Origin of the sequence: Streptomyces taklimakanensis (assembly GCF_009709575.1) — a bacterium.
GTDB classification, from domain to species: Bacteria; Actinomycetota; Actinomycetes; order Streptomycetales; family Streptomycetaceae; genus Streptomyces; species Streptomyces taklimakanensis.
In genome coordinates this window covers 4129850-4156678 of sequence record NZ_WIXO01000001.1, presented here as the reverse complement: position 1 = coordinate 4156678, position 26829 = coordinate 4129850, and the positions used below count along the sequence as shown (strand labels likewise).

The 26829-nt window shown below is 73.3% G+C and carries 25 protein-coding genes; 15 read left to right on the top strand and 10 right to left on the bottom strand.

The genetic code is table 11. The annotated features are described in order from the left end of the window. Nucleotides 1–85 precede the first annotated feature (85 nt). The 4 genes from F0L17_RS18535 to F0L17_RS18520 all read left to right on the top strand — a co-directional run bounded on the left by F0L17_RS18535 (nt 86) and on the right by F0L17_RS18520 (nt 2704). Nucleotides 86–724 carry an AIM24 family protein gene (locus F0L17_RS18535; protein ID WP_162466382.1) on the top strand — a complete coding sequence of 213 codons (639 nt, stop codon included), beginning with the start codon at nt 86–88 and terminating at the stop codon, nt 722–724. Then, a complete protein-coding gene (locus F0L17_RS18530; RefSeq protein ID WP_162466381.1) occupies nt 724–1374 on the top strand; it encodes an AIM24 family protein in 651 nt (216 codons plus the stop codon). The genes F0L17_RS18535 and F0L17_RS18530 overlap by 1 nt, the downstream gene beginning before the upstream one ends. Continuing rightward, complete coding sequence (locus F0L17_RS18525; protein WP_162466380.1) at nt 1371–2159, top strand: AIM24 family protein; 789 nt, start codon at nt 1371–1373, stop codon at nt 2157–2159. Before F0L17_RS18530 ends, F0L17_RS18525 begins: the two co-directional genes overlap by 4 nt. Before the next feature lie 68 nt (nt 2160–2227). Further along, the gene (locus F0L17_RS18520; protein WP_155071952.1) at nt 2228–2704 is read left to right on the top strand and encodes a MarR family winged helix-turn-helix transcriptional regulator; all 477 of its coding nucleotides are present in this window, start codon (nt 2228–2230) and stop codon (nt 2702–2704) included. A 52-nt stretch (nt 2705–2756) separates the two neighbouring features. Here the strand turns inward: F0L17_RS18520 and F0L17_RS18515 are convergent, their stop codons facing one another. Together F0L17_RS18515 and F0L17_RS18510 are read right to left on the bottom strand one after the other, a co-directional pair. Beyond that, a complete protein-coding gene (locus F0L17_RS18515) occupies nt 2757–4331 on the bottom strand; it encodes a sensor histidine kinase (protein ID WP_338018136.1) in 1575 nt (524 codons plus the stop codon). Then, nucleotides 4324–4989 carry a response regulator transcription factor gene (locus tag F0L17_RS18510; protein WP_155071951.1) on the bottom strand — a complete coding sequence of 222 codons (666 nt, stop codon included), beginning with the start codon at nt 4987–4989 and terminating at the stop codon, nt 4324–4326. Before F0L17_RS18510 ends, F0L17_RS18515 begins: the two co-directional genes overlap by 8 nt. Nucleotides 4990–5111: 122 nt before the next feature. On the opposite strand from F0L17_RS18510, the gene F0L17_RS18505 reads away from it, so the two are divergent. Further along, nucleotides 5112–5678, top strand: coding sequence for a PepSY domain-containing protein (locus F0L17_RS18505; protein WP_155071950.1), 567 nt, complete (start codon nt 5112–5114; stop codon nt 5676–5678). 28 nt (nt 5679–5706) lie between these two features. Here F0L17_RS18505 and meaB read toward each other — a convergent pair whose 3' ends face one another. After that, the gene (meaB, locus tag F0L17_RS18500) at nt 5707–6666 is read right to left on the bottom strand and encodes a methylmalonyl Co-A mutase-associated GTPase MeaB (RefSeq protein WP_155071949.1); all 960 of its coding nucleotides are present in this window, start codon (nt 6664–6666) and stop codon (nt 5707–5709) included. Between the two features lie 133 nt (nt 6667–6799). Beyond that, nucleotides 6800–8026 carry an acetyl-CoA C-acyltransferase gene (locus F0L17_RS18495; RefSeq protein ID WP_162466379.1) on the bottom strand — a complete coding sequence of 409 codons (1227 nt, stop codon included), beginning with the start codon at nt 8024–8026 and terminating at the stop codon, nt 6800–6802. Between the two features lie 135 nt (nt 8027–8161). Here F0L17_RS18495 and mce point away from each other — a divergent pair, with 135 nt between their 5' ends. The 5 genes from mce to F0L17_RS18470 all read left to right on the top strand — a co-directional run bounded on the left by mce (nt 8162) and on the right by F0L17_RS18470 (nt 15596). Further along, nucleotides 8162–8593 carry a methylmalonyl-CoA epimerase gene (mce, locus tag F0L17_RS18490; RefSeq protein WP_155071948.1) on the top strand — a complete coding sequence of 144 codons (432 nt, stop codon included), beginning with the start codon at nt 8162–8164 and terminating at the stop codon, nt 8591–8593. 149 nt (nt 8594–8742) lie between these two features. Further along, a complete protein-coding gene (gene scy, locus F0L17_RS18485) occupies nt 8743–12147 on the top strand; it encodes a polarized growth protein Scy (protein ID WP_162466378.1) in 3405 nt (1134 codons plus the stop codon). Between the two features lie 123 nt (nt 12148–12270). Next, complete coding sequence (locus tag F0L17_RS18480) at nt 12271–13218, top strand: coiled-coil domain-containing protein (protein WP_155071947.1); 948 nt, start codon at nt 12271–12273, stop codon at nt 13216–13218. A gap of 216 nt (nt 13219–13434) precedes the next feature. After that, nucleotides 13435–14643: an ABC transporter ATP-binding protein gene (locus F0L17_RS18475; RefSeq protein WP_155071946.1), complete on the top strand. Its 1209-nt coding sequence runs from the start codon at nt 13435–13437 to the stop codon at nt 14641–14643. Further along, a complete protein-coding gene (locus F0L17_RS18470; RefSeq protein ID WP_155071945.1) occupies nt 14640–15596 on the top strand; it encodes an ABC transporter permease in 957 nt (318 codons plus the stop codon). The genes F0L17_RS18475 and F0L17_RS18470 overlap by 4 nt, the downstream gene beginning before the upstream one ends. Nucleotides 15597–15643: 47 nt before the next feature. On the opposite strand, the gene F0L17_RS18465 is transcribed toward F0L17_RS18470, so the two are convergent. Further along, the gene (locus F0L17_RS18465) at nt 15644–15967 is read right to left on the bottom strand and encodes an ATP/GTP-binding protein (protein WP_155071944.1); all 324 of its coding nucleotides are present in this window, start codon (nt 15965–15967) and stop codon (nt 15644–15646) included. Between the two features lie 270 nt (nt 15968–16237). On the opposite strand from F0L17_RS18465, the gene F0L17_RS18460 reads away from it, so the two are divergent. Then, a complete protein-coding gene (locus F0L17_RS18460) occupies nt 16238–17410 on the top strand; it encodes an LLM class flavin-dependent oxidoreductase (RefSeq protein ID WP_155071943.1) in 1173 nt (390 codons plus the stop codon). On the opposite strand, the gene F0L17_RS18455 is transcribed toward F0L17_RS18460, so the two are convergent. Beyond that, complete coding sequence (locus tag F0L17_RS18455) at nt 17355–17747, bottom strand: SCO5389 family protein (protein ID WP_155071942.1); 393 nt, start codon at nt 17745–17747, stop codon at nt 17355–17357. The genes F0L17_RS18460 and F0L17_RS18455 overlap by 56 nt on opposite strands. 230 nt (nt 17748–17977) lie before the next feature. Here F0L17_RS18455 and nucS point away from each other — a divergent pair, with 230 nt between their 5' ends. After that, nucleotides 17978–18649 carry an endonuclease NucS gene (gene nucS, locus F0L17_RS18450; RefSeq protein ID WP_155071941.1) on the top strand — a complete coding sequence of 224 codons (672 nt, stop codon included), beginning with the start codon at nt 17978–17980 and terminating at the stop codon, nt 18647–18649. 114 nt (nt 18650–18763) lie between these two features. Here nucS and F0L17_RS18445 read toward each other — a convergent pair whose 3' ends face one another. The 3 genes from F0L17_RS18445 to F0L17_RS18435 form a co-directional block, all read right to left on the bottom strand. After that, on the bottom strand, nt 18764–21499 hold the full coding sequence (locus F0L17_RS18445; RefSeq protein WP_155071940.1) for an ATP-binding protein: 2736 nt from the start codon (nt 21497–21499) through the stop codon (nt 18764–18766). A 174-nt stretch (nt 21500–21673) separates the two neighbouring features. After that, nucleotides 21674–22000: an STAS domain-containing protein gene (locus tag F0L17_RS18440; protein WP_155071939.1), complete on the bottom strand. Its 327-nt coding sequence runs from the start codon at nt 21998–22000 to the stop codon at nt 21674–21676. A 158-nt stretch (nt 22001–22158) separates the two neighbouring features. Beyond that, complete coding sequence (locus F0L17_RS18435) at nt 22159–23007, bottom strand: 3-hydroxybutyryl-CoA dehydrogenase (protein WP_162466377.1); 849 nt, start codon at nt 23005–23007, stop codon at nt 22159–22161. A gap of 249 nt (nt 23008–23256) precedes the next feature. On the opposite strand from F0L17_RS18435, the gene F0L17_RS18430 reads away from it, so the two are divergent. Next, a complete protein-coding gene (locus F0L17_RS18430; protein ID WP_155071938.1) occupies nt 23257–23829 on the top strand; it encodes a cob(I)yrinic acid a,c-diamide adenosyltransferase in 573 nt (190 codons plus the stop codon). Between the two features lie 108 nt (nt 23830–23937). Here F0L17_RS18430 and F0L17_RS18425 read toward each other — a convergent pair whose 3' ends face one another. Next, on the bottom strand, nt 23938–24546 hold the full coding sequence (locus F0L17_RS18425; RefSeq protein ID WP_162466376.1) for a hypothetical protein: 609 nt from the start codon (nt 24544–24546) through the stop codon (nt 23938–23940). Between the two features lie 165 nt (nt 24547–24711). Here F0L17_RS18425 and F0L17_RS18420 point away from each other — a divergent pair, with 165 nt between their 5' ends. Together F0L17_RS18420 and F0L17_RS18415 are read left to right on the top strand one after the other, a co-directional pair. Next, nucleotides 24712–25956: a sensor histidine kinase gene (locus F0L17_RS18420; RefSeq protein WP_338018135.1), complete on the top strand. Its 1245-nt coding sequence runs from the start codon at nt 24712–24714 to the stop codon at nt 25954–25956. Next, the gene (locus tag F0L17_RS18415) at nt 25953–26618 is read left to right on the top strand and encodes a response regulator (RefSeq protein ID WP_155071936.1); all 666 of its coding nucleotides are present in this window, start codon (nt 25953–25955) and stop codon (nt 26616–26618) included. The genes F0L17_RS18420 and F0L17_RS18415 overlap by 4 nt, the downstream gene beginning before the upstream one ends. Nucleotides 26619–26829 lie beyond the last annotated feature (211 nt).

Below are 26829 nucleotides of genomic sequence, written 5' to 3'. Positions count from 1 at the left end.
GGCAGATCCTTTGTGAAGGGATGCACAAGCGCTGTCCATTGTGGCAGGCTCCCCTGGGATGCCCACCTCCGGGTAGATTCGCCCCGTGGCTCGGTTCCGACTCCAGGGCAGCAAGGTCCTCGCCGTCGACCTCGCGGGGGACACGGTCAGGGCGAAGAACGGCTCGATGGTCGCCTACGAGGGCCGGATGGACTTCAAGAAGCTCACCGGCGGCGGCGAGGGGCTGCGCGGCATGGTCACGCGCCGCCTCACCGGCGAACAGATGGAGCTGATGGCGGTGACAGGGCAGGGCACCTGCTACTTCGCCGACCGCGCGAGCGACATCGCCCTGGTGACGCTCGGCGGCGAGAAGCTGCACGTGGAGTCCGAGAGCCTGCTGTGCGCGGACGACTCCCTGCGCACCGGCACCACCTTCACCGGGCTGCGCGGCGCCGCGCAGGGCAACGGGCTGTTCACCACCACCGTCGAGGGCACCGGCACGGCCGCGCTGACGTCGGACGGCCCGGCCGTGGTGCTGCGCGTCACCCCGCGGTACCCGCTCCGGGTGGACCCGGGGGCGTACGTGGCGCACACCGGGAACCTCCGACAGGAGTTCCAGACGGGCGTGAACTTCCGGACCGTCATGGGCGAGGGATCGGGCGAGGCGTTCCAGATCCACTTCGAGGGCGACGGACTGGTCTACGTCCAGCCCAGCGAGCGGAACACGATCGGCGGTGACCTCTAGTGCCCTTCCGCGCGATCAACTCCAAGATCGTCGAAGCCCGGGTGACGCCGGGGCAGCGGCTGTTCAGCCGGCGCGGCGCGATGATCGCCTACACCGGCGAGGTCCTCTTCACCCCCGACCTCCACGGCGGGCAGGGCGGCCTCGGCTCGATGATCGGACGGCGGCTGGCCGGCGAGGCCGCGCCGCTGATGACGGTCGAGGGGAACGGGACGGTGCTGTTCGGCCACGGCGGCCACCACGTCGAGGTGATCGAACCGGCCGGCGACACCCTCCACGTGGAGGCCGACCGACTCCTCGCCTTCGACGGGACGCTGCGGCAGGAGACGGTGTTCCTGGGCTCCCAGGGCGGGGTCATGGGCGTGGTGCGCGGCCAGGCGACCGGGCAGGGCCTGTTCACCACCACGCTGACCGGGCACGGGTCGGTGGCCGTGCTGGCGCACGGCGGGGTGATCCGGCTCCCGATCACCCCCGACGGCCCCGTCCACGTCGATCCCCAGGCGTACGTCGCCCACCACGGGAACGTGACGAACCGGCTCTCCGCGGCGCTCGGCTGGCGGGACGTGGTCGGGCGCGGTTCGGGCGAGGCGTTCCGGTTGGAGCTGTCCGGCGAGGGCGCGGTGTTCGTGCAGGCGAGCGAGGAGAAGCTGTGAGCGGTCCGGTCGTCCACGATCCCCACACGCTGCCGTCGAACGACAACGTCGACGCCCACACCTTCTGCGTGGACCTGGCGGGCCAGTGGTTCCTGCAGAAGGGGAAGATGATCGCCTACTACGGGCGGATCTCCTTCGACGGCATCGGGCACGGCCCCCTGGACCGACTGGTCGCCGCCCACTTCCACTCGCCGCTGCACGCCTCGGACTGGGTGGTGGCCCAGGGCGAGGGCAAGATGCTGCTCGCCGACCGCGCCTTCGACGTCGCCTCCTACGACCTGGACGACGGCAACCTCACCATCCGCTCGGGCAACCTGCTGGCCTTCGAACCGAGCCTGTCGCTGAAGCAGTCGATCATCCCGGGTTTCCTCACCCTGATCGGCACGGGGAAGTTCGTGGCGGCCTCCAACGGCCCGGTGCACTTCGTGGAACCGCCGGTGCGGGTGGATCCGCAGGCGTTGGTCGGGTGGGCCGACTGCCCCTCTCCCTGCCACCACTACGACCACCGGTACCTCAAGGGCTTCCTGGGCGGACTGCGGTCGCTGACCGGAGTCGGCGGCGCCTCCGGCGAGGAGCACCAGTTCGACTTCGTCGGAGCGGGCACGGTGCTGATCCAGTCGACCGAGACGCTGTTGGAGGAACGGGGCACCGGCGCCGGTCCACCACCGCAGCCGGGCGTTCCGGGCGCCGGCGGAGACCACGGCGGGCAGGGCGGCCACGGCGGCGGCCGGCTCCCGCGGATGCCCGGACAGTTGGGGAGCGCCCAACGCCGGTTCGGCCTGTGACGGGTGGATCACCACAGGTGAGAATCCCAGGCGGGGCACGTTCCGGTGGCCGGGTAGAGTCCACGACCATGGACACCGACAAGGAAGCCCGCTGGTTGAGCGTGACCGAGCAGCGCGCCTGGCGCGTGCACCTCGACGTCAACAAACTCCTGATGCACCAACTGGAGCGGGACCTCCAGCCGTTCGGGCTGACCATGAACGACTACGAGATCCTGGTCAACCTCTCCGAGTCGGAGGAGCGCCGGATGCGGATGAGCGACCTGGCCGCCGCCACGCTCCAGTCCAAGAGCCGCCTCTCCCACCAGATCACCCGCATGGAGAAGGCGGGGTTGGTGCGCCGGGAGCACTGCGAGTCCGACAAGCGCGGGCTGTTCGCCGTCCTGACCGACCACGGCTGGAAGACGATGCGCGAGGTCGCGCCGCACCACGTCGCCTCGGTGCGACGGCACTTCATCGACCTGCTCTCCCCCCAGGCCCTGGAGGAGCTGCACGACTCGCTGGTGCCGGTCGCCGAGCACCTGCGGGCCCTGCGCGGACGCGGCTGAGGCCCGCGCCGGCGCCCCGCCGCCCCCCGCGGGCACCGCCCGGACGGGGCGGTCAGGCGGCGGGCAGCCTCAACGTGAACAGGGCACCGCCCTCGGGGGCCCGCCCGACCGTGAGGGTGCCGCCGTGTCGGACCGCCACGTCACGCGCGATGGCCAGCCCCAGCCCGGCCCCGCCGTCGTCCCGGCTGCGCGCGTCGTCCAACCGCACGAACCGCTCGAAGATCCTCTCCCGCTCCTCCTCCGGCACCCCGGAGCCGTCGTCGGCGACCTCCAGCACGGCCCGCTCCCCCTCGCGTCCCACACCGACCCGGATCCGGGAGGCCGCGTGGCGCTGGGCGTTGTCCAGGAGGTTGCCGAGCACCCGGGCGAGCCGGCTCCGCGAGGCGGTCACCTCCACCGGGGAGCCGTCCTCCCGGCCACCCGTCTCCAGGGTGACGGCGATCCGGTCGCCGACGCGCTGCGCCAGCTCCTCCCGCACCAGCGCGTCCAGGTCCACCCGTCCCTCCCCCGCGGGCTCCCCGGCGTCCAGGCGGGCCAGCAGGAGCAGGTCGGCGGCGAGGTCCTGGAGCCGTACGGTGTCGTGGACCGCGCCGTCGAGGTCGAGCAGTTCGGGGTGGGCGGCCGCGACCTCCAACTGGGTGCGCAGGGAGGCGATGGGGCTGCGCAGCTCGTGGGAGGCGTCGGCGACGAAGCGACGCTGCCGCTCGACGGAGCTCTCCAGGGCCGCCAGGGTCTCGTTGGTGGTCCGCGCCAGTCGGGCGACCTCGTCCCGCGAGGGCGGCTCGGGCACCCTCCGGGACAGGTCGGTGCCGGCGGCGATGGCCGCCATCTCCCGTCGGATGCCCTCGACCGGACGCAGCGCGCCCCGGGTGACCGCCCAGGTCACCCCCCCGACCACCAACAGCAGCGCCGGCAGCCCGACCAGCATCGCACGGGTGACGGAGGAGACCGCCTCCTCCTGCTCGGCGAGCGACGCCCCCGCGTAGACGGTGACGGGGACGCGGTCCCGGGTGACGCTCTGCACGGCGACCAGGTTGAAGTCCTGCCCCCGGCTCGCCCGTCCGCGGTCGTAGGTCACCTCCCCGTCGTCGTCGACGGGGAAGGAGACGATCCCGGCGGCGCTGTTGCGGTCCACCTCGACGGGGGTCTGCTCCGGGGAGGGGGCGTCGTCGTCGGCGGCGTCGTCCCGGTCGTCGTCATCGGTGTCGTCGGCGCCGTCGTCGGTGTCATCGGCGTCATCGGCCGTGCCGTCGGCGCCGTCGGAGTCGCGCGGAGAGGCGCCGACCGTGGCGGACGGCCGGGGGCGGTTGAAGTCGGCCACGGGGCCGCGGCCGCGCAGCGGCCGACTCGCGCCGAGGACCGCCCCGGAACCGTCCACCACCTGCACCGGCTCGTCGTCCTCCAGGACGACCATGCCGTCCACCTCGCCGGCCGTCACGTCGGTGACGTCGGCGGCGACCTCCCGTGCGGTGGTCTCGGCCTGCAGTCGGGCGTTCTCGGCGAGGCTGCCGCGCAGCATCTCCACCACCGCCACCCCGACCACCACCAGGGCGACCGCCACCACCAGCGTGGCGCCGAGCGCGGCGCGGGCACGGACCGTGAGCCGGGCGAGGGGCGAGCTAGGCACCGGGCCTCACCAGCCGGTATCCGGCGCCGCGCACCGTGGCGATCACGTCCGCGCCCAGCTTGCGGCGCAGCGCGCTGACGTAGACCTCGACGATGTTGACATCGCCCTCGTAGGCGAAGTCCCAGACGTGCTCCAGGATCTCCGCCTTGGAGACCACCTCCCCGGCCCGCACCGCCAGGTGTTCCAGCACGGAGAACTCCTTGGCGGTCAGCGCGACGTCCCGGTCGCCCAACGTCACCCGTCGTGCGCCGGGGTCCACGGTCAGCTCGCCGACGCGCACCGCGGCCGCTCCGCCACGGGTGCGGCGGCGCAGCAGCGCGCGGATCCGGGCGAGGAGCACCACGTAGGAGAACGGCTTGGTCAGGTAGTCGTCGGCACCGGTGTCCAGGCCCTCGGCCTCGTCGTACTCGCCGTCCTTGGCGGTCAGCATCAGGATCGGCGTCTCGTCACCGGCGGCGCGCAGCGCGGAGCAGACCCGGTAGCCGTTCATGCCGGGCAGCATGATGTCCAGGACGATCAGGTCGTACGGGCCTTCCTGGGCCATGTGGAGCCCGTCGGCGCCGTCGTGGGCCACGTCGACGGCGAAGCCCTCGGCGGTGAGCCCCTTCGCCAGCGACAGGGCGAGCCGTCTCTCGTCCTCCACGATCAGCACGCGCATGGGACCAGCCTGCCAAAAGCCACCTGAAGGGATCTTCAGGTGGCTTCAGGGTGCCTTCAGGAACCTCCTGCGACGGTGTTCCACGTCAGCACACGGCACGCCCACTCGGAAGGAAACCGATCATGAAGCACAGGCTGGTCATCGCCGCGGTCGCCACGGCCGCGCTCGCCGTCGGCGGCGGAGCCATCGCCTTCGCGGACGACGACGCCTCGTCGGAGACCCTGGCCGCGAGCCTGCGGACGGGGGCCGACCACGACGACGACCGAGACGACGCGGACGACCGGGAGGACCGCACGGACGACCGAGACGACCGGGGGGACCGCACAAACGACACGAACGACCGGGACGACCGCACGGACGACCGGGACGACACACGGGAACTGCGCGGCGCCGAGGTGACGCTCCGGGAGGCCGTGGAAGCCGCGCTGAAGGCCGTCCCGGGCACGGCCGAGTCCGCCGAGCTGGACGACGACGACAACCGTCTCGTCTGGGACGTCGACATCCTGGGCGAGGACGGCGGGTGGCACGAGGTCACGGTGGACGCGGCCGGCGGCGACGTCGTCGACCAGCGCACCGACCGGGACGACGACGCGGACGACCGGGACGACCGGGACGACCGGGACGACCGGGACGACCGGGACGACCGGGACGACCGCACGGACGAACAGGACGACCGGGACGACGACTGACGCCGGCGCCCGGCCGCCCCGCCGGGCGTCACTCCCCCGTCAGTCCCGCGACCAACTCGTCGGCCGCCGCGTACGGGTCGAGCGTCCCCGCCACGATCCGCTCGGCCAGCGCGCCCAGCCGTCGGTCGCCGTGCAGGTCGCCGATCCGCTCGCGCAGCGCGGTCACCGCGATGGTCTCCACCTCACGGGCCGCGCGCGCCCGGCGGCGTTCGGCGAGCACTCCGCGCTCGTCCATCCAGGCGCGGTGCTTCTCCAGCGCCTCCAAGACCTCGTCCACGCCCTCGCCCCGCGCGGCGACGGTCTTGACGATCGGCGGACGCCAGTCGCCGGGCCGGCGGGCCTCGCCGAGGCCCAGCATGTGGTTGAGCTCCCGGGCGGTGGCGTCGGCGCCGTCCCGGTCGGCCTTGTTGACGACGTAGACGTCGCCGATCTCCAGGATCCCGGCCTTGGCGGCCTGGATGCCGTCGCCCATGCCAGGGGCGAGGAGGACCACGGAGGTGTCGGCCTGGGAGGCGATCTCCACCTCGGACTGCCCGACGCCGACCGTCTCGACCAGGACCACGTCGCAGCCCGCCGCGTCCAGCACCCGGATGGCCTGCGGGGCGGACCAGGCCAGTCCGCCCAGGTGGCCTCGGGTGGCCATGGAACGGATGTAGACGCCGGGGTCGGAGGCGTGCTCGGACATCCGCACCCGGTCGCCCAGCAACGCGCCACCGGAGAACGGCGAGGAGGGGTCCACGGCCAGCACACCGACCCGCCTGCCGGCCTTGCGGTACGCGGTGACCAGCGCCGAGGTGGAGGTGGACTTGCCCACCCCGGGCGAGCCGGTCAGACCGACCACATAGGCGTTGCCGGTGAGCGGCGCGAGTGCCGCCATCACCTCCCTGAGCTGCGGTGACGCTCCCTCCACCAAGGAGATCAACCGGGCCACGGCCCGGGGTTTGCCCTGCCGTGCCTGCTCCACCAGTCCGGGGACGTCCACCGCCATGCGTGCTGCGCTCCTCGCCGTTCTCCGGCCGTCCGTCGGCCGGTCGTCGTCCGCCGGTCGTGCCCCGTCGCCGTACCGGCCGTGGTGCCGGGTACGGGCGCGGGCGCGTCGCGCGCGGGCCCGTACCCGTCCGTCACTTCCCCGGCACCCGGACGATCAGGGCGTCGCCCTGCCCGCCGCCGCCGCACAGCGCCGCCGCGCCGACGCCGCCGCCCCGACGCTTGAGCTCCAGGGCGAGGTGGAGCACGATCCGCGCGCCGGACATCCCGATCGGGTGACCCAGCGCGATGGCGCCTCCGTTGACGTTCACCCTTTCGTGGTCGACGCCGAGTTCCTTCGTCGACTGCACCGCGACGGCCGCGAACGCCTCGTTGATCTCGATCAGGTCGAGGTCGTCGATCTCCAGCCCCTCCTTGCCCAGGGCGTGCCGGATGGCGTTGGAGGGCTGCGACTGCAGGGAGTTGTCGGGGCCCGCCACGTTGCCGTGGGCGCCGATCTCGGCGATCCACTCCAGGCCCAGCTCCTCGGCCCTGGCCCTGCTCATCACGACCACCGCGGCGGCGCCGTCGGAGATCTGCGAGGAGGAACCGGCGGTGATGGTGCCGTCCTTCGCGAAGGCCGGACGCAGCTTGCCCAGGGACTCGGCCGTGGTCTCGGGGCGGATGCCCTCGTCCTCGGTGAACAGGATCGGGTCGCCCTTGCGCTGCGGGATCTCCACCGGGGTGATCTCGGCGTCGAACAGGCCGTTCTTCCGGGCGGCGGCGGCGCGCTGGTGGGAGAGGGCCGCGACCTCGTCCTGCTCGGCGCGACCGATGCCCAGGCGGGCGTTGTGCTTCTCGGTGGACTCGCCCATGGCGACGCCCTCGAAGGAGTCGGTGAGGCCGTCGTGGGCCATGGCGTCCAGCATCTGCACGGCGCCGTACTTGTGGCCCTCACGGGACTTCGGCAGCAGGTGCGGGGCGTTCGTCATGGACTCCTGGCCGCCCGCGACGACCACGTCGAACTCTCCGGCGCGGATGAGCTGGTCGGCCAGGGCGATGGCGTCGAGGCCGGAGAGGCACACCTTGTTGATCGTCAGCGCGGGGACGCTCATGGGGATGCCGGCCTTGACGGCGGCCTGGCGCGCCGGGATCTGTCCGGCACCGGCCTGGAGCACCTGCCCCATGATCACGTACTGGACCTGGTCGCCGCCGATGCCCGCACGGTCGAGGGCCGCCTTGATCGCGATGCCGCCGAGGTCGGCGCCGGAGAACGTCTTCAGCGAGCCCAACAGGCGGCCCATGGGGGTTCGTGCGCCCGCGACGATCACGGAGGTGGTGGCGGACGCTGCGCTGGTCTTGCCGTTCGTCTTGTCGGTCACGGTGCGGCCCTTCGGAGCAGGGAGTTAACGAGGGTTTATCGTCAATGTACTGAGGGGTGCCGGCCCGGGTCACCGGTCGGTCGGTGTGACCGTGCGCACGTTGCGTAACCACGTTCCAGGCGGTGCACTGTCTCCATGCTGACGCGTATCGACCACATCGGGATCGCCTGCTTCGACCTGGACAGGACCGTCGAGTTCTACCGTGCCACCTACGGCTTCGAGGTGTTCCACACCGAGGTGAACGAGGAGCAGGGGGTGCGCGAGGCCATGCTGCGGATCAACGGCACGGACGACGGCGGCGCCTCGTACCTCCAGCTCCTGGAGCCGATCCGGGAGGACTCCGCCGTCGCCAAGTGGCTGGCGAAGAACGGCGAGGGCGTGCACCACATCGCCTTCGGCACCGCGGACGTGGACGGCGAGGCCGAGGCGATCCGGGAGAAGGGCGTACGAGTGCTGTACGAGGAGCCGCGCATCGGTTCGATGGGGTCGCGGATCACCTTCCTCCATCCCAAGGACTGTCACGGAGTCCTCACCGAACTGGTCACCTCCGCTCCCTCGCGACACTGACGCCGGCTCTCCCGGCCGGTAGAGTGGCCGTTCGGCCGGGGCTACGGGCCGGCAGGGTCCCGTCCCATGTTCCGCCGATGATCTGACACCATTTCCTCGGAAGGGTCAGTTCACCTTCACCACGACCAGGGGACGGATGGGACCGCGCAGTGCGGGGCTACGACCGCTACGAGGCTGACGACCAACTCGACCACCTCTCCCAGCTCGAAGCCGAGATGAAGCGGCTCAAGGACGAGCGGGACAAGGCGATCGATCACGCCGACGACCTCGGCTACCAGGTCGAAGTGCTGCGCGCCAAGCTGCACGAGGCGCGTCGCGCTCTCGCCGCGCGCCCGGCCGGCTACGACAACCTCTCGCACCAGGCCGAGCAACTGCTGCGCAACGCCCAGGTCCAGGCCGAGCAGTTGCGCGCCGACGCCGAGCGCGAACTGCGCGAGGCCCGGGCCAAGACGCAGAAGCTCCTCCAGGAGCACGCCGAGCGACAGGCCCGGATGGAGTCCGAGCTGCACGCGGAGGCCGTCGCCCGCCGTCAACAGCTCGACCAGGAACTCAACGAGCGTCGCGCGACCGTCGAGTCCCACGTCAACGAGAACGTCGCCTGGGCCGAGCAGTTGCGCGCCCGCAGCGAGTCCCAGGCCCGCCGGCTGCTGGACGAGGCCCGCGCGGAGGCCGAACAGACCCTGGCCGCCGCCCGTACCGAGGCGCAGCGGCTGGCCGAACAGTCCCGGCGACGGCTGAACTCCGAGGCGGAGACGGCCAAGGCCGAGGCCGAGGCCGTGCTGCGCCGGGCCCGCGCGGACGCCGAGCGGCTGTTGAACGCCGCCTCCACCCAGGCGCAGGAGGCCACCGAGCACGCCGAACGGCTGCGCACCTCCACCGCCGCCGAGACCGAGGCCGCCCGCCGCGAGGCCGCCGCCCTGGCCCGCCAGGCCGAGGAGCGGATGCAGGAGGCCGAGACGGCGCTGCGCGAGGCGCGCGCCGAGGCCGAGAAGGTGCTGGCCGAGGCCCGGGAGGACGCCGCCCGCCGGCTGTCGGAGACCGAGGCGGAGAACGAGCAGCGCACCCGGGTGGCCAAGGCCGAGATCGCCCGCATGGTCGCCGAGGCGACCAAGGAGACCGAGGCGGCCAGGGCGGAGGCCGACCAGCTGCGGACCGACGCCCGCACCGAGGCCGAGCGGCTGATCGCCGAGGCGAGGGAGACGGCCCGGGCGAAGGCCGCCGAGGAGTCGGCCGCACAGGTCGCCGAGGCCGCCCGTACGGCCGAGGACGTCCTGAGCAAGGCGTCCCAGGAGGCCAAGGCCACCACCCGGGCCGCCGCCGAGGAGGCCGAGCGGCTGCGCGCCGAGGCCGAGGCGGAGGCCGACCGACTGCGTGCCGAGGCGCACGACGTCGCCGAGCAGCTCAAGGGCGCGGCCAAGGACGACACCAAGGAGTACCGCGCCAAGACCGTCGAACTCCAGGAGGAGGCCCGGCGGCTGCGCGGCGAGGCGGAGCAGTTGCGCGCCGAGGCCGTCGAGGAGGGCGAGCGGATCCGCGCCGAGGCGCGCCGCGAGGCCGTCCAGCAGATCGAGGAGGCGGCCGGCCGCGCCGAGGAGCTGCTGAGCCAGGCCACGGCGGACGCCGAGGAGACCCGCGGCGCCGCGACCGCCGAGAGCGAGCGGGTCCGCACCGAGGCCATCGAGCGGGCCGCCGCCCTGCGCCGGCAGGCCGAGGAGGCGCTGGAGAAGGCACGCGCCGAGGCCGAGGAGCTGCGCACCGCGGCCGAGCGGCAGGCCGAGGAGACCCGCGAGGAGGCCGAGCGGGCCGGACGGCGACTGCGCGAGGAGACCGAGGAGGCCATCGGCGCCCGGCGCGCCGAGACCGAGACGGAGCTGGAGCGGCTGCGCACCGAGGCCGAACAGCGGCTGGCGTCGGCCGAGGAGGAGTTGCGCGGGGCGCGCGAGGAGGCCGAACGGCTGCGCGAGGAGACCCGCGCCGAGACCGAGCGACTGCGCGCGGAGTCGGCCGAGCGGCTGCGGACCCTGCGGGAGCAGGCCGAGGAAGAGGCCGAGCGGCTGCGCACCGAAGCGGCCTCGGACGCTTCCCAGGCGCGCGCCGAGGGCGAGGCCGTCGCGGTGCGGCTGCGCACCGAGGCCGCCGCGGAGGCGGAGCGGCTGCGCGCCGAGGCGAAGGAGACGGCCGACCGGGTGCGGGCGGAGGCGAACGCCGCCGCCGAGCGCACGGGCGCGGAGGCGGCCGAGGCGCTGGCCGCCGCCCAGGAGGAGGCGGCGCGACGGCGGCGGGAGGCCGAGGAGCTGCTCTCCGACGCCCGCGAGGAGGCCAACCGGGAGCGTGCCCAGGCGCGCGAGCAGAGCGAGGAGTTGCTCGCCTCGGCGCGCAAGCGGGTCGAGGAGGCCCAGGCCGAGGCCGAGCGGCTGGTCGCCGAGGCCGAGCGGCGGGCGGCCGACCTCGTCGCGGCCGCCGAACAGCAGGCCCAGCAGGTGCGCGACTCGGTCGCCGGGTTGCACGAGCAGGCCGAGGAGGAGATCGCCGGTCTGCGGTCCGCGGCCGAGCACGCCGCGGCCACCCTGCGCCGGGAGGCCCAGGAGGAGACGGACGCCGCCAAGTCGTTGGCCGAGCGGACGGTCTCGGAGGCGATCGCCGAGGCCGACCGGGTCCGCGCCACGGCGGACGAGGAGGCCGAGCGGACCCGCGCCGAGGCCGACCGGGTCCGGGACGAGGCCCGTGAGGCGGCGGCCCGGAAGTTGGGCGACGCGGCCGAACAGGCCGACCGGCTGGTCGCCGAGGCGCGGGAGGAGGCGCTGCGCACCGCCGCGACGGCCGAGGAGCAGGCGGACACCCTGGTCGGTGCCGCCCGCAAGGAGGCCGAGCGGTTGGTGACCGAGGCGCGGGCGGAGAGCACCAGGCTGGTGGAGAAGTCCCGCAAGGACTCCGACACCATGCTGGAGGAGGCCCGTCGGGACGCCAACGCCATCCGCGAGCGCGCCGAGGAGCTGCGGACCCGCACCGAGGCCGAGGTCGAGGAGCTGCACGAGCGGGCCCGCCGGGAGTCGGCCGAGGCGATGCGGTCGGCGGGCGAGCGTGTGGACAAGCTGGTCAAGGCCGCGAGCGACCAGCTCGCCGAGGCCGAGGAGAAGGCCCGGCAGACGAAGTCGGACGCGGACTCCGAGGCGAGCAAGGTCCGTATCGCGGCGGTGCGGAAGGCCGAGGGCCTCCTCAAGGAGGCCGAACAGAAGAAGACCGCGATCATCCGGGAAGCCGAGCGCGTCCGTGCCGAGGCCGAGGCCGAGGCCGAGCGGACCCTGGAGAAGGGCCGGCGCGAACTGGAGGTGCTGACGCGTCGTCGTGAGGACATCAACGCCGAGATCTCGCGCGTCCAGGACGTGTTGGAGGCCCTGGAGTCGTTCGAGTCACCCCCCGCTCCCGGCCGGGGTGGCCGGAACGACAAGGAGGGCAAGCCCGGAAAGGGATCCGACGGTAAGTCGAACGGCGCCGTGAAAGCCGGTGTCGGAGCGGGGACCGCGCATGCGAATAGCAAGCAGAGCAAGAGTTAAGCCACTCGAACGGGCGTACATTCTGCATATCGAACCGGCATCTTCTCGAAGACACGCCGTTTTCCCCCCTAGGATTCCCTCTATCACCCTCCCGTCCGACCCCGTCTGACCGACAGGAACCCCATGAGCGACAACACCTCTCCCTTCGGCTTCGAGCTCGTGCGGCGTGGTTACGACCGCGGGCAGGTGGACGACCGCATCGCGAAGCTCGTCGCCGACCGTGACAACGCGCTGGCCCGGATCGCCTCGTTGGAGAAGCGGATCGAGGAACTGCACCTCGAGACGCAGAACGCCCAGGCCCAGATCAACGACTCCGAGCCGTCGTACGCCGGCCTGGGCGCCCGGGTCGAGAAGATCCTCCGACTCGCCGAGGAGGAGGCCAAGGACCTGCGCGAGGAGGCTCGTCGAGCCGCCGAGCAGCACCGGGAACTGGCCGAGTCCGCCGCCCAGCAGGTGCGCAACGACGCCGAGACGTACGCCGCCGACCGCAAGGCCAAGGCCGAGGAGGAAGGCGCCCAGATCGTCGAGAAGGCCAAGGGCGAGGCCGCCACGCTGCGCGCCGAGGCGCAGAAGGACGCCCAGGCCAAGCGCGAGGAGGCCGACGCCCTCTTCGAGGACACCCGGGCCAAGGCCGCGCAGGCCGCCGCCGACTTCGAGACCAACCTGGCCAAGCGCCGCGAGCAGTCCGAGCGCGACCTGGCCTCCCGTCAGGCCAAGGCCGAGAAGCGGCTGGCGGAGATCGAGCACCGCGCCGAGCAGCTCCGTCTGGAGGCGGAGAAGCTGCGCACCGACGCCGAGCGCCGCGCCCGCCAGACGGTGGAGACCGCCCAGCGCCAGGCCGAGGACATCGTGGCCGACGCCAACGCCAAGGCCGACCGCATCCGCAGCGAGTCCGAGCGCGAGCTGGCGGCGCTCACCAACCGCCGCGACAGCATCAACGCCCAGCTCACCAACGTCCGCGAGATGCTGGCCACCCTCACCGGCGCGGCCGTCGCCGCGAGCGGGCAGGCGGCCGCGGAGGGCGGCGAGGAGTCGCTGGGCCGCAGTGTTCCCGCTCAGCAGTCGCGCTGACGCACACCGGCGGCACCGGCCGGACACGGGACCGGGGAGCCCCGCGCCATCCGTGAGGGGGCGCGGGGCCCCGCCGTTTCGGGTTCCCCTCCGGAGCCGTTCCGGAGGGCCCCGCCGCCCTCGACGGCTTGCGGGGAACCGAACGTCCCCCGATACGCTCCTGGTTCCACCGGGGGCGGCGTGCCCCGACCGCACGAGGCAAGCAGGGCGGGAGCCATGATCGAAGCAGTCGGCCTGACGAAGCGCTACGGCGCCAAAACGGCCGTGTACAACCTTTCCTTCCAGGTGAGGCCCGGCATGGTCACCGGATTCCTCGGGCCGAACGGCTCCGGGAAGTCCACCACCATGCGGATGATCCTGGGTCTCGACGTCCCCTCCGAGGGCCTCGTCACCGTCAACGGCCGTCCCTACCGGCACCTGCCCAACGCCCCGCGCCAGGTGGGGGCCCTGCTGGACGCCAAGGCGATCCACGGCGGGCGCAGCGCGTACCACCACCTGCTCTGCCTGGCGCAGCTCTCCGGTATCCCCGCCCGGCGTGTGCACGAGGTGTTGGGAGTCGTCGGTCTGCAGGACGTGGCGAAGAAGCGCTCCAAGGGCTTCTCGCTCGGCATGGGCCAGCGGTTGGGCATCGCCGCGGCGCTGTTGGGCGATCCGCAGGTGCTGCTGTTCGACGAGCCGGTCAACGGCCTGGACCCGGAGGGCATCCTCTGGATCCGCAACCTGATGAAGAGGCTGGCCTCCGAGGGGCGCACCGTCTTCGTCTCCAGTCACCTGATGAGCGAGATGGCCCTGACCGCGGACCACTTGATCGTGATCGGGCGCGGCCAGTTGATGGCCGACATGTCCGTGAAGGACTTCATCGCGCACAACTCCGCGGACTTCGCCCTGGTCCGCACCCCCGACACCGAGCCCGAGCAGCGCGACAGGCTGACCACCGCCCTCACCGAGGCGGGCGGCGCCGTCCGGCCGGAGCCGGACGGCGCGCTGCGGGTGACCGGACTCCCGCTGCCGCGCATCAGCGATCTGGCGCACGAGGCGGACGTGCGGCTGTGGGAACTCTCCCCGCACTCGGCCTCCCTGGAGGAGGCGTACATGCGCATGACGCAGGGCGCGGTGGACTACCGCTCCACGGAGGACCAGCGGTTCGGGCTCCAGGCGCAGGCGCCCGCCGGGTACGCGCCGGGCGCGCTCCCCGGTGCCCCGGGCGCCCCCGGTGCCTGGCCGCCACCGCAGGGCGCGCCACGGCCGGGGTACGCCCCGGTGCCCGGGCAGCCGGCGATCCCCGGGCAGCCGAACCCGTACGCGGCACCGCCGCAGCAGCAGTCGGTCCAGGCCCCCGCGCCCGCGCCCGCCGCCGCGCCGGAGGGCGCCGCGGCCCCCTCCCCCGCCGACCCGAACCAGCGCGACACCGAGGACGCCCGATGACCACCCCCCAGCAGAACCCGGCCGCGCCCCCCGTACCGCCGACGCCGCCCCGGGGCGCCTTCACACAGGCCCCGGCTCCGACACCGTGGCCGGCCGAAGGGGCCGGCTACGCCTCTCCCATCCCGGTGCGGAACGCCCACCTCGGGCACGCCATCGCCTCGGAGTGGACCAAGATCCGCACCGTGCGGTCGACGGTGTGGACGCTGGCCGTCATGTTCGCCCTGGTCGTCGGCATCGGGTTCCTGGTGGCCCTCGCCCTGGGCAACGAGGACCAGGCGTCGGCCCCGGTGCTCGCGGGCGGCTTCTTCGGGCTGATGCTCGGCCAGTTGTGCGTGATCACCCTGGGCGTGCTGGTGATCACCTCGGAGTACAGCACCGGCATGATCCGCACCACTTTCACCGCCTGCCCGCGGCGGGCCCGGGTGCTCACCGCCAAGGCCCTGGTCTTCTTCCTGCTCTCCTTCACCACGACGCTGGTGGCCTGCACCCTGACCGCTCTGTTCAACATGGCGTTCGTCGGCGGCAAGCCGGTCTCGGCGTACGTCGACCCCGAGTCGCTCAACGAGGAGACCCTGGCGACCGGCGAGGCCGTCGCCTCCGCCGGGGAGTGGATGGGGGCGACGGTCGGCGCCGCGCTGTTCGTGGCGCTGCTGGGGCTGCTGTCGCTGGCCGTCGGCGCGCTGCTGCGCAGCACCCCGGGTGCGATCACCGCCATGCTCGGGGTGGTGCTGCTGCCCTTCATCGCCTCGCTGTTCCTCTTCGGCGAGAACGTACGGGAGTTCGGCGAGAAGCTGCGCGAGTACTCGGTGCTCAACGGGCTGTCGTCGCTGTTCCGCCTGTCGATGGAGGCCGACGGTGGTGGCACCGGCTGGCCGCTGGTCGGTCTGCTGGCGGCCGTCACCCTGGCCGCGCTGATCGGCGCGTACGCGCGCATCACCGTCCGCGACGTCTGACCGGGCGGCGGGACATCCGGCCACGGGCGTCGGGCCGTTGCCGCCGGTCAGTACCTCGGTGCGTTACGGGACCGCTGGAGCCGCGCGCTCCGGCGGTCCCTGGCGTTCCAGCACGCCCGGTGCCAGTGCCTGCGGTCCTCCACGCGGCCGTCCCGCTGCCAGGCCACCACATGGGCCGTGCCGGGCGGGATCTCCTGGTCGCAGCCCGGGCAGCGGTAGTGCTTGGCCGCGGCCTGTCCGGTGACCTGCCGGACGACCCATTCCTCGCCCCGCCATTCCTCGGTGCGCTCCAGGCCGTGGCGGCCCTCCGGCCCGCCGTCGCGACGGGCGGGCCTGCCACCGCCGCGCGGGCGGTTTCGACGCGGGGACAAGGGACACCTCGCGGGGTCGTTCGTGGTCGGACCTGGAGTCCGGCCGGCGGACTACTCCGTCCAGCTTATGCACCCCCGGGCCGGAGCCGGGACCGACATCCCCCGTTCGGGCCGCCGCGCCTCCTTGACAGGTTTCGCGAAATTTTCCTCCTGGCCGTGCCCTTGGCACGTGTCGGGCGTTGTTGCCAACGCAGGGGAACCCGTGGGAGTCCGCCGTGAGGGGGCGGCGTCGAGAGCGGTCGTTCCGGTTCCGACGAGGAGGCAGTGGCGATGCGAGTAGGGGCTTTCGTTCTGGCGGCGCAGTTCCCGGGCCAGGGGCACGGGGAGGTGCTGCACCGCGCGCTGCGTTCCGCCGAGGCCGCCGAGCGGGCCGGGCTGGACTCCGTGTGGGTGGCCGAGCACCACTTCGTGCCCTACGGTGTCTGCCCGTCGGCCGTCACCCTGGCCGCGCTGATGCTGGGGCGCACCCGGCGCGTCGGGGTGGGCACGGCCGTGAGCGTGCTGCCGACAGCGCACCCGGTCGCCCTCGGGGAACAGACGGCGCTGCTGCACCTGGCCTCCGAGGGGCGCTTCACCCTCGGTGTCGGGCGCGGAGGGCCGTGGGTCGACCTGGAGGTCTTCGGCACCGGCGTCGAGGCGTACGAGCGGTGCTTCCCCGAGTCGCTGGACCTGCTGCTGCGCTGGCTGCGCGAGCCGAGCGTCGGCGCGGACGGCGAACGCCACCGGTTCCGCGAGGTCCCCGTCGTACCGCGCCCGGACCAGGGCATCGTCGACCGCCCCGTGCCGCCGGTGCTGGTCGCCTGCACCTCCCCCGCCTCCGTGCGGCTGGCCGCCGCCCGGGGACTGCCGATGCTGCTGGGGATGCACTGCGGAGACGAGGAGAAGGCGGAGATGGTCGCCCTGTGGCGGCGCGAGGCACTGGCGGCCGGCGTGTCCGCGGAGACGGTCGCGTCGGCCGGTCATGTCTCCGCCGGGGTGGTCCAGGTGGCCGACACCCGCGGCGAGGCCGTGGAGGTCCTCACCAAGGCGATGCCGGGCTGGCTGCGGCACGGTCTGGAGGCCCACACCACCGTCGACGGCAGGAGGCGCGGGATGCGCGACCCCCTCGCCTACACCGAGCTGCTGTGCGAACTGCACCCGGTGGGTCCACCCCGGCTGTGCGCGGACCGGCTCGCGGCCACAGCGGAGCGGACCGGGATCGACCGCTTCGCCCTCCTGGTGGAGGGCTCGGGGGAACCGGCCGGCACCGAGCTCAACGTCCATCGGCTGGGCGACGAGGTACTGCCGCTCCTCCCCCGAGCAGCGGCAGCGCACGTACCGTCGAGGGGCCACGCGGACACGGGGCCGGCCGCGACGCCGTGCCCCGGCCTGCCGTCCGCGCCCGAGCTCAGCAGTCGCGCAGCTCCGGCGACTGGTTCAGGAGCTGGCCGCGGACGGACGTGAACCTGGCGAGCCGTTCGTCCGCCGAGGGTTCCGGCTGGAAGACCGCGACCCGGTGGCAGTTCTGGAAGGCCAGTCTCACCCCGAAGTGTCGCTCCAGCGCACCGCGTATCGCGTCACTGGCCAGCGCGCGCAGCAGCTGCCCGCGAGCCTGCTCGTCCGGCGGCGGCGTCTGGTTGTCGGCGAAGTCCCCGCCGTCCACCTTGAGCTTGACCACCAGGGAACTGATCATGTCCCATGCGTAGGGCAGGGACGTGCGCACGCAGTCGATGAAGGCCGCCTCGTCGACCTCGCCTCGCTCGGCCTGCTCCAGGAGGGCCGGTGGGACGTCGAGCGACATGGGTTCTCCTCTCGCGACCCCGGGACGCCGGGATCTCGTGAACGGGGACAGGGCACCGTCGTGTAATCGGATGATCCCGTACGGCGACGCCCGGGCTGCAACGTTATGCCCGTGCGTCCACCCGCACCAGGTTTGCGGGCATACAACCGGCCACGGTCGAACGGCCCTCGAACGGGGAGAAGCAGGGGCGAATCGCGCCGGGAGGCCGGTGTCCAGTAGCGTGACCGACCATGCGTCTCGTCATCGCCCGCTGCTCCGTGGACTACGCCGGCAGGCTCACCGCCCACCTCCCGTCGGCTCCCCGTCTGATCCTGGTGAAGGCCGACGGATCGGTCTCGGTCCACGCGGACGACAGGGCATACAAGCCTCTCAACTGGATGTCTCCGCCGTGCACTCTCAAGGAAGGGGAGGAGAACGGAACCGCCGTGTGGACGGTGGTCAACAAATCGGGTGAGAAGCTCATCATCACGATGGAGGAGGTCCTGCACGACTCCTCGCACGAACTCGGTGTCGATCCCGGTCTGATCAAGGACGGCGTGGAGGCCCATCTCCAGGAACTGTTGGCTGACCGAATGGAGACCCTCGGCGAGGGGTGGACGCTGATACGGCGTGAATACCCCACCGCCATCGGGCCGGTGGACATCCTCGGCCGGGACGCGGAGGGCACCACCGTCGCGATCGAGATCAAGCGACGCGGCGAGATCGACGGCGTGGAGCAGCTCACCCGCTATCTGGAACTCCTCAACCGCGACCCCCACCTGGCGCCGGTCAAGGGCGTGTTCGCGGCCCAGGAGATCAAACCGCAGGCGCGTGTGCTGGCCACGGACCGCGGCATCGACTGCGTCACGCTCGACTACGACGCGCTGCGCGGCATCGAGGACGACAAGCTGCGGCTCTTCTGACCCCGAACTCCGGCGCTCCGGCGCCGAGTTTCGCTCTCCTCCCGACACCGCGCGACGCGGCCGGGGCCGCGCGCGTATGGCGCGCGGCCCCGGCCGCGGTCCGGGTACGGGCCGTCAGACGGCGGTGGGCTCCCCCGAGTCCCGCGGTTCGGGTGCCGAACCGCTCTCCGACAGCGACCGGCTGCCGGTGGGCACCGCGCTGCCGGTCACGGTGCCGTCGTCCCCGCCGGTGGGCTCCATCCCACTGTCCGTCGGGGTGGGGCTCGTGGGTGTCTCCGTGTCCTCCGTCGGGCCGGAGTCCGGGGGCTCCTCGGTGGTCTCGGACTCCGTCGGATCGGGATCCGGCGACTCGGTCGGCGTCTCCTCGGTGTCCGTCGGAGTGCTCGGCCCGGACGACCGCTCCTCGTCCTCGGTCTCCCCCGGCCCCTCGTCCGTCGTCCCGCCGTCGGGCTCGTCCTCCGTCTTCCCGGGCGCGTCGGACGTCCCCGGGGCCTGTGAACGCGTCCCCTCCCCCGACGGCGTGCTCGGGGCCCGCGTCGAGGCTCCGCTCGGTCCGGGCTTCTCCTTCTCCTCCTCGTCGGCGCTCGGCACGGGCTGATCGACGGTGATGCCCTCGTCCTCCCGGGAGGTGACCGCCGGGTTGACGCTGCCGGCGGGCTCCCCGCCGCCCGACGTCATGCCGAGGGCGACGACCGTGCCGACCAGGGCCGCCAGCAGCGCGCCCCCACCGGCCGCCAGGACGTTGCGCCGGACCCCCAGGAACGCGAGACGACGGGCGCTCACGCCCGTGTCGTCCTTGCCGCTCGGACCTCCCGTGCCGTCCCAGCCCCCCGAGGACCGGACGAGCGGCGTGGGCCGGGTCGGGGCCTCGCCGCCCGGTTCCTCGTACGCGCTGCCCACCGTCACCGGCGGCACCGACAGGGCGGGCGGCAGTTCGCCGAACGCCGGTGTGTCGCCGGTGGCGCGCGGCTCGGCCGGCACCGACGGCAGGGGTTCGGTGGGGGCCGCGGGCGAGGACGGGGGCAGGGCGAGCGTCAGGGGCAGGTCGCCCGACGCGCCCGACGCGCCGGAGGGCCGCACGGGATCGGAACCGGGAACGGTGTCGGGGCCGGAAGCGGGGTCGGCGCCCGGAGCGGTCACCGGTTCGCCCTCCGAGAGCGCCGCCACGCGGTCGTCGACCAGGGCCAGGGCACGCCGTCCGGCGACCGTGCCCCGGCGGTCGGCCAGCACTCCGCGCAGCCCGATGGACGCCTCCAGTTCGGCACGGGCCCGGTCGAGGTTGCCGGTGCACAGGGCCAGCACGCCCAGGTCGTGGTGGAAGTACGCCTCCTCGGCGACCTCGCCGGCCGTGCGGGCCGCCTCCTGGCCACCGCGCAGCACCCGCTCCCAGGCGCTCCAGTACAGCGACACGGCCAGGATGGGCGCGGCCGTGCGGGCCAGCAGGACGGCGGCGCTGGCGTGGCCGCCGCGCTGGGCGCCCTGGACCGCGGCGAACACCGCCTCGGCCTCCTGCGCCACCCGCTCCGGGGTGACCGAGGGGTGTCCGGTCCACCAGGCGTAGTGCCGGGCGACGCTGTGGGCACGGTCGTCGGCGCCCTCCGCGTATCCGGCGTCGACCAGTTGCTCGACCACCCCGGAGGCGAGCCGGTGGTACGTCCCGGCGGAGGTGACCAGTCCGCAGGCCAGGAGTTCACCCAGGCAGGCGTCGGCGCGGGCGTCGTCCACCAGCGCCGGCAGGTGGGCCGGGTGCGGCAGCACGCCGCCGAGCGCGACGGCGAAGCGCAGCACCTCCCGGGTGGTCTCGGAGAGCCCGGCGGCCAACAGCGCCGCGGGGGCGGCGCCTTCGGCGAGGGTGGGCGGCGGGGAGGGCCGCGGGGCGGCGTCCCCGTCACCGGCCCCGGCCCCGTCCCCGTCACCGTCCTCGGCTCCGGCCGCGTCGGCCCCGACCGGGGGCGCGGCGCCGTCCGCCCCGCCGTCGAGCGGTTCGTCGGTCGCGGCGTCCGCGTCCTCCGCACCGTCCGGCCGCGCGTCGCGCTGCCGCAGCAGCGCGCCGGCCTGGACGAAGCGCAGCGGCAACCCCTCGGACTCGAACCACAGGTCGGCCGCCCACCGCGCCTCGTCCTCGGTCAGCGGACGGCGGACGACGTGCTCCATCAGTTGCCGACAGGCGGCCCGGCTGATGCCGGTGAGCTCGACCTCCTCCAGGGGCGTGTCGGCGGACGGCGCGGGGGCGTCGGGCGTGACCGTGATCAGGAAGGCGCACTCGGGCGTGGCGTCCAGGAGGGAGTCCAGGCCCTGGCCGCCGAACTCCAGGTCGTCCAGCAGGACGACCGCGCCGACGTCCCGCAGCGCCTCCTCCAGCCCCGCCCGGCCGGGGCGGTGGCCGGGTGCGTCGTGGACCGCCGCGAACAGCTCGTACATCAGGTCGAGGGGAGTTCGCCGGCAGCCGCTGAGCCGTACGACGCCGTCGGGGGCCAGGTCGGCGCAATCGGCGGCGACCGCGTCCAGCAGCGCGCTGCGCCCGGAGCCGCGCGGCCCGGTGAGCCGGACCGAACGGCCGCGCCGGAGCAGTTTCACCAGGCGCTCGCGCTCCGCCGTGCGCTCCAACAGCGGCAACTCGGGAGCGGCGACGCCCGTGGGAACCGGCGCCGCGGCGGCGCGCTCGCGCTCGGCTCGGGACTCCGGGGCGCGCCGCCGGGGCGTGCCGGGGTGCCGTCCGGGTGGGCAGGGCTCGATCTCGCTGCCGTCGACGGGGTTGACCGTCAGCAGGTGATCGCCCGCTATGAGCGGGATCGCGCGGGTGATGCCCTCGCTGTCCTGTTCCTCGGATCCCCGGTGGTTCGGGTCCATGGTGGGTGCCCCCAGATGCGGCGTACTCGTAGCTCAGCTCTCCCGGGCCGACCGTACGCTCGCCTTCGCTCGTGCCCCGGTGGCCGTCCGCAGCGCAGTGTAGGCGGCGGGAATCCGAACCCTAGACCCAGTACCTGGACTTCCGGCAACCCCGAACGGCCCCCGCGGTGGACGTCACTGTTTGCTGAGGGTCCCGCCCTCGGTGAGTCCTCCCTCGATGGCGAGGATGCGGTGCAGGCGGGTGGCCACCAACAGCCGCTGCATCTGGGGCGGAACGTCCCGCAGGACGAGGCGGCGGCCGCACCGGCCGGCCCGCCGGTGCGCGCCCATGATCACGCCGAGGCCGGTCGCGTCCCACGAGTCCAGTTCGGCCAGGTCCAGTACGAGATCGCCTTCTCCGGAGTCGACCGCCGTGTGCAGGGCAGAACGGGCGTCGGCCGCGCTGCGGACGTCGAGGCGACCTCCGACGACCAGTTCAGCGTGGTCGCCCCTGATGTGCATATCCGCTCCCCCGGAAGAGGTCCGTGTGTGACTGTTCTCTGCCTATGTCTCACCACAACTGACTGCCACTCGGGCAGCGAAGTTGCCGTACGTACTCGAACCGATACCGAATTCACCCGTGAGGGCGATCCGTTGTGTGCCGTACGGGCCCAGCGGGCTCAGTACCGGTAGAAGCCCTGCCCGCTCTTGCGACCGATGTCGCCGGCGTCGACCATGCGCCGCATGGACTCCGGCGGAGCGAACTTCTCGTCCTGGGACTCGGTGTAGATGTTCTCGGTGGCGTGCAGCAGGATGTCCACGCCGGTGAGGTCGGCGGTGGCCAACGGGCCCATGGCGTGGCCGAAGCCCAGCTTGCAGGCGGTGTCGATGTCCTCGGCGGTGGCCACCCCCGACTCGTGGAGCTTGGCGGCCTCGACGACCAGCGCCGAGATCAGTCGGGTGGTGACGAAGCCGGCGACATCGCGGTTGACGACGATGCAGGTCTTGCCCACGCCCTCGGCGAACTCCCGGGCGGCGGCCAGGGTCTCGTCGCTGGTCTTGTGGCCGCGCACCAGCTCGCACAGCCGCATCATCGGCACGGGCGAGAAGAAGTGCGTGCCCACGACCCGTTCGGGCCGTCGCGTCGCCGCCGCGATCTTGGTGATCGGGATGGCGGAGGTGTTGGAGGCCAGGACGGTCTCGTCCCCGACCAGTCCGTCGAGCGTGCGGAAGATCTCCTGCTTGACGTCGATCCGTTCGAAGACGGCCTCGACCACGATGTCCGCGTCGGCGGCCGCGTCGAGGTCGGTGGTCGTGGTGATGCGGCCGAGGGCGGCCTCGGCCTCCTCGGCGGTGAGCTTCCCCTTGGAGACGAACTTGTCGTACGAGGCCTTGATGCCGTCCGTGCCCCGGGTCAGCGCCTGGTCGGTGATGTCGCGCAGCACCACGTCCCACCCGGCCTGGGCGGAGACCTGGGCGATGCCCGATCCCATGAGTCCGGCTCCGACGACGGCAAGCTTCCTGGCCACGTGAGTCCCCTCTGCGGCTTGACGATACGGCTCTGAGGCGGACCCTAGCGTCCGCGAGGGCCCGGTGGGTCGGGAAGAGATGCGCGTCACGTCTCACATGGCGGACATCACACTCGGGCGGGTCATCCGGCGCGCCCGCGCGCGCAGTTGGCCCCCGCCCGGCCGGGCGGGGCGAGGCCGTGACGGCCGGCTCCGTGACGGTGGGCACACCTCCCTCCCGCCCCGCCCGGGCGTGACTAGGCTCGGCCCATGGTCAATCTGACACGCATCTACACGCGCACCGGCGACGACGGCACCACCGCCCTGGGCGACATGAGCCGCACCGCCAAGACCGACTCCCGCATCGCCGCCTACGCCGACGCCAACGAGGCCAACGCCGCGCTCGGAGTGGCCATCGCGCTGGGGGGCCTGCCCGAGGAGGTCGTCAAGGTCCTGGTCCGCGTGCAGAACGACCTGTTCGACGTGGGCGCCGACCTCGCCACTCCGGTGGTCGAGAACCCGAAGTACCCGCCGCTGCGGGTGGAACAGAGCTACATCGACCGACTGGAGGCGGACTGCGACCGCTTCCTGGCCGACCTGGAGAAGCTGCGCAGCTTCATCCTCCCCGGCGGCACCCCCGGAGCGGCCCTGCTCCACCAGGCGTGCACGGTCGTCCGGCGTGCCGAGCGTTCGACGTGGGCGGCGCTCCAGGAGCACGGCGAGAGCATGAACCGGCTGACCGCCACCTACCTCAACCGGCTGTCGGACCTGCTGTTCATCCTGGCGAGGACGGCGAACAAGGAGAACGGCGACGTCCTGTGGGTGCCCGGCGAGAACCGCTGACACCACGCGGGCCCTCCGTCCCACCACCGTCGGCGGGGCCGGAGGCCCGGAACCTCCGGGTCCGGCCCTGCCGGCGCGGGAGTGGGGAACGGCCGGCGGCGGGCGGCCTCAGCGCCGGGACACCGTCCGCGTGCCGGCCGTCCGGGCGCCCTCGGACGGCTCCCGGGCCGGCGCGGAGGAGCCGCCGGGGTCCTTCTTCGGCCAGATCGTGTAGCTGATCCCGATGACCACGCTGATCCCGATGACGAGGAGCATCCTGGCCTGCCACTGCGCCAACGACTCGCTCCGCCCGGCGTCCCCGACGTACCGGATCGCGCCCTCGAGCAGCGCCATGGCGATCACCGCGCCGAGCACCGAGCGGCCGCACATCTTCCACTCGTGGACGGCCCGCGGCATCCCGTACCTCGGGGGCTTCACCGGTGGCGGGCCGCCCGCGAAGCGGTGGGCGAAGTGCCCGTCGGCCCACTTGACCACGGAGTGGCCGTAGGCCACGGTGAAGCCGATGTAGACGGCCGCCAGGCCGTGCGTCCAGTCGCCCTCGGCGCCGTTGCGCAGATCGACGGCGGTGGCCGCCAGCAGCACCAGCTCCAGCACCGGCTCGCACAGCAGCACGGCGGCGCCCAGACGTGGTTTCCGCGCCGGGTAGCGCAGGGCCAGTCCGGCGACCAACAGCACCCAGAAGGCCACCTCGCAGGCGATGATCAGTGTGACGACCACGGGGATCGGCTCCCTTCGCTCTCTCCCTCCAGCGTCGTCGCCGTACCGCCCCGCGGCGTCGCCCGCCGCGACGATTCCGCGCTGCATCCTTCGATGTACCTCCCGCTCCGCGCGCCGCCCGTCGTGCGGAGGCACGGGCTCCGTCGGGACGTGTTGGATGGTGGTGTGAGCGTTCGTCCCCCTCTGCCCCGCCCGCACCGCGACGACGTGCTGATCGCCGTCGCCGGGCTGCTGGGCGGTCTGGCGCAGTGGCGGTTGGGGCTGCCCACCGCGTTCTCCGGCGGCGGACGACCGCCCGCCCTCTGCCTGGCACCGCTGGTCGCGATGTGCGCCGCGGAGCTGCTGCGCCGAATCGCCCAGCCCTGGGCCCTGTGGGTGGCGACGGCGGCGCTCGCCGTCGACCTGGCGCTCGGCTCGCTGCTGGCCACGCTGCTGATGTTCGGCGACGTCGTCTACGCGGCGGTGCTCTACGGCCCGTCGAGCACGGCCCGCAGGGTGCCCGGAGTCGGTGTCCTGCTCACAGCCGCCGGCACCGCCACCGCGCTCCTCGTCCAGGGCGTGCCCGAGGCGCTCACCGCCGGCCTCCTGGGAGGACTGGTCTGGGCCGGTCCGGCCTTCACCGGAGTCGTCGTCCGCGACCACCGCGACCGGGCCGTCGCCGAACGGTTGCGGGCCGAGCAGACCGCCCTGCTCGCGGAGATGGACCGCGTCCAGGCCGTCACGGCCGAACGCGCCCGGATGGCTCGCGAGTTGCACGACGTGGTGGCCAACCACCTCTCCGCCATCGCCATCCACGCCACCGCGGCGCAGTCGCTCGACGACCGCGCCGCGACCGGGCAGGCCCTGGCCGTGATCCGTGAGAACAGCGTGCAGGGGCTGGCCGAGATGCGCCGCCTCATCGGCCTGCTGCGGGGCTCGGAGGGCGAGGAGGAACCGTCCGCCGCCCCGACGTTGGACGGCCTGGACGCACTGGTGGAACACGCCCGGAGACACGGCGCGGCCGGAGGGGTGTCCTTCGCACTGCGCGACGAGCGGCCCGGCGGGCCGCTGCCCGCGCCCGTGGAACTGGCGGCCTACCGCATCATCCAGGAGGCGTTGACCAACGCCCTCAAGCACGCCGCGCCCGGCGAGGTGTCCGTCCGTCTGGACGCGGCCGGGGGCGGCCCCCTGACGGTCACCGTCACCAGCCCGTACCAGGGCCGGCCGAGTCCCCGCGCGCCGGGGTCGGGCGCCGGCCTGATCGGGATGCGGGAGCGGGTGGGGCTGCTGGGCGGCTCCTTCTCGGCGGGTCCGGTCACCGGGCGCGACGGCCGGACGGTGTGGGAGGTGCGGGCGGTGCTGCCCGTCCACGGGGGGCCCGCCGCCCAGGGCGGCGGGAACTCGAACTCCAGGGGAAGGAAGGGCGCATGACCATCCGGGTGCTCGTCGCCGAGGACCAGTCGGCCGTACGCGCGGGGCTCGTCCTCATCCTCCGCGGCGCGGCGGACATCGAGGTCGTCGGGGAGGCGGTCGACGGCGAGGAGGCGGTGCGGCTCGCTCGTGAACTGCGGCCGGACCTGGTGTTGATGGATGTGCGCATGCCGCGGCTGGACGGGGTGTCGGCGACCGAGCGGGTGGTGGCCGAGGGGCTGGCGGACGTGTTGGTGCTGACCACGTTCGACCTCGACTCCTACGTCTTCGGCGCGCTGCGCGCGGGCGCGGCGGGCTTCCTGCTCAAGGACAGCGAGGCGGCGCAGTTGGTGGAGGCGGTGCGGACGGTGGCGCGCGGCGAGGGCGTGATCGCCCCGGCCGTGACGCGCCGGCTGATCCGGGAGTTCGGCCGTTCCTCCTCGGTCGGCCGGCGGGGGACGGCCGGGACCGACCCCTCGGTGGTGGACGTCCTCACCCGCCGCGAGCGGGAGGTGCTGGCGTGTCTGGGCGAGGGGATGTCCAACGCCGAGATCGCCGTACGGTTGACGATGGCGGAGGCCACGGTGAAGACGCACGTCAGCCGGTTGTTGGCGAAGCTGGAGCTGCGCAGCAGGGTGCAAGCGGCGGTGCTGGCGCAGGAGTTGGGCGTCCGCGGGGGATGACCTCGACTTTGGTACAGACCTATTGACCGGTGGTCCAGACCATTCTACGCTCCCGTCAGCTGCACGCCCATGCCATGTTCATGGCACCCCCCACGAGCGGCGCAGACCACCCCCCGACGGTCCGGCCCGGTGCCGGGCCCTGTGCGAGGAGCGCTCTTGAGAACGAACACCACCGCACAACGGATCAGACGCAAGGCCCTCGCGGCCACCG

What these genes read in the sequence shown, in the direction of transcription:
- F0L17_RS18520 (WP_155071952.1), top strand. Translation starts at nt 2,228, where the DNA reads ATGGACACCGACAAGGAAGCCCGCTGGTTGAGCGTGACCGAGCAGCGC.
- F0L17_RS18510 (WP_155071951.1), bottom strand. Translation starts at nt 4,989, where the DNA reads ATGCGCGTGCTGATCGTGGAGGACGAGAGACGGCTCGCCCTGTCGCTG.
- F0L17_RS18505 (WP_155071950.1), top strand. Translation starts at nt 5,112, where the DNA reads ATGAAGCACAGGCTGGTCATCGCCGCGGTCGCCACGGCCGCGCTCGCC.
- meaB (WP_155071949.1), bottom strand. Translation starts at nt 6,666, where the DNA reads ATGGCGGTGGACGTCCCCGGACTGGTGGAGCAGGCACGGCAGGGCAAA.
- mce (WP_155071948.1), top strand. Translation starts at nt 8,162, where the DNA reads ATGCTGACGCGTATCGACCACATCGGGATCGCCTGCTTCGACCTGGAC.
- F0L17_RS18480 (WP_155071947.1), top strand. Translation starts at nt 12,271, where the DNA reads ATGAGCGACAACACCTCTCCCTTCGGCTTCGAGCTCGTGCGGCGTGGT.
- F0L17_RS18475 (WP_155071946.1), top strand. Translation starts at nt 13,435, where the DNA reads ATGATCGAAGCAGTCGGCCTGACGAAGCGCTACGGCGCCAAAACGGCC.
- F0L17_RS18470 (WP_155071945.1), top strand. Translation starts at nt 14,640, where the DNA reads ATGACCACCCCCCAGCAGAACCCGGCCGCGCCCCCCGTACCGCCGACG.
- F0L17_RS18460 (WP_155071943.1), top strand. Translation starts at nt 16,238, where the DNA reads ATGCGAGTAGGGGCTTTCGTTCTGGCGGCGCAGTTCCCGGGCCAGGGG.
- F0L17_RS18455 (WP_155071942.1), bottom strand. Translation starts at nt 17,747, where the DNA reads ATGTCGCTCGACGTCCCACCGGCCCTCCTGGAGCAGGCCGAGCGAGGC.
- nucS (WP_155071941.1), top strand. Translation starts at nt 17,978, where the DNA reads ATGCGTCTCGTCATCGCCCGCTGCTCCGTGGACTACGCCGGCAGGCTC.
- F0L17_RS18445 (WP_155071940.1), bottom strand. Translation starts at nt 21,499, where the DNA reads ATGGACCCGAACCACCGGGGATCCGAGGAACAGGACAGCGAGGGCATC.
- F0L17_RS18440 (WP_155071939.1), bottom strand. Translation starts at nt 22,000, where the DNA reads ATGCACATCAGGGGCGACCACGCTGAACTGGTCGTCGGAGGTCGCCTC.
- F0L17_RS18430 (WP_155071938.1), top strand. Translation starts at nt 23,257, where the DNA reads ATGGTCAATCTGACACGCATCTACACGCGCACCGGCGACGACGGCACC.
- F0L17_RS18415 (WP_155071936.1), top strand. Translation starts at nt 25,953, where the DNA reads ATGACCATCCGGGTGCTCGTCGCCGAGGACCAGTCGGCCGTACGCGCG.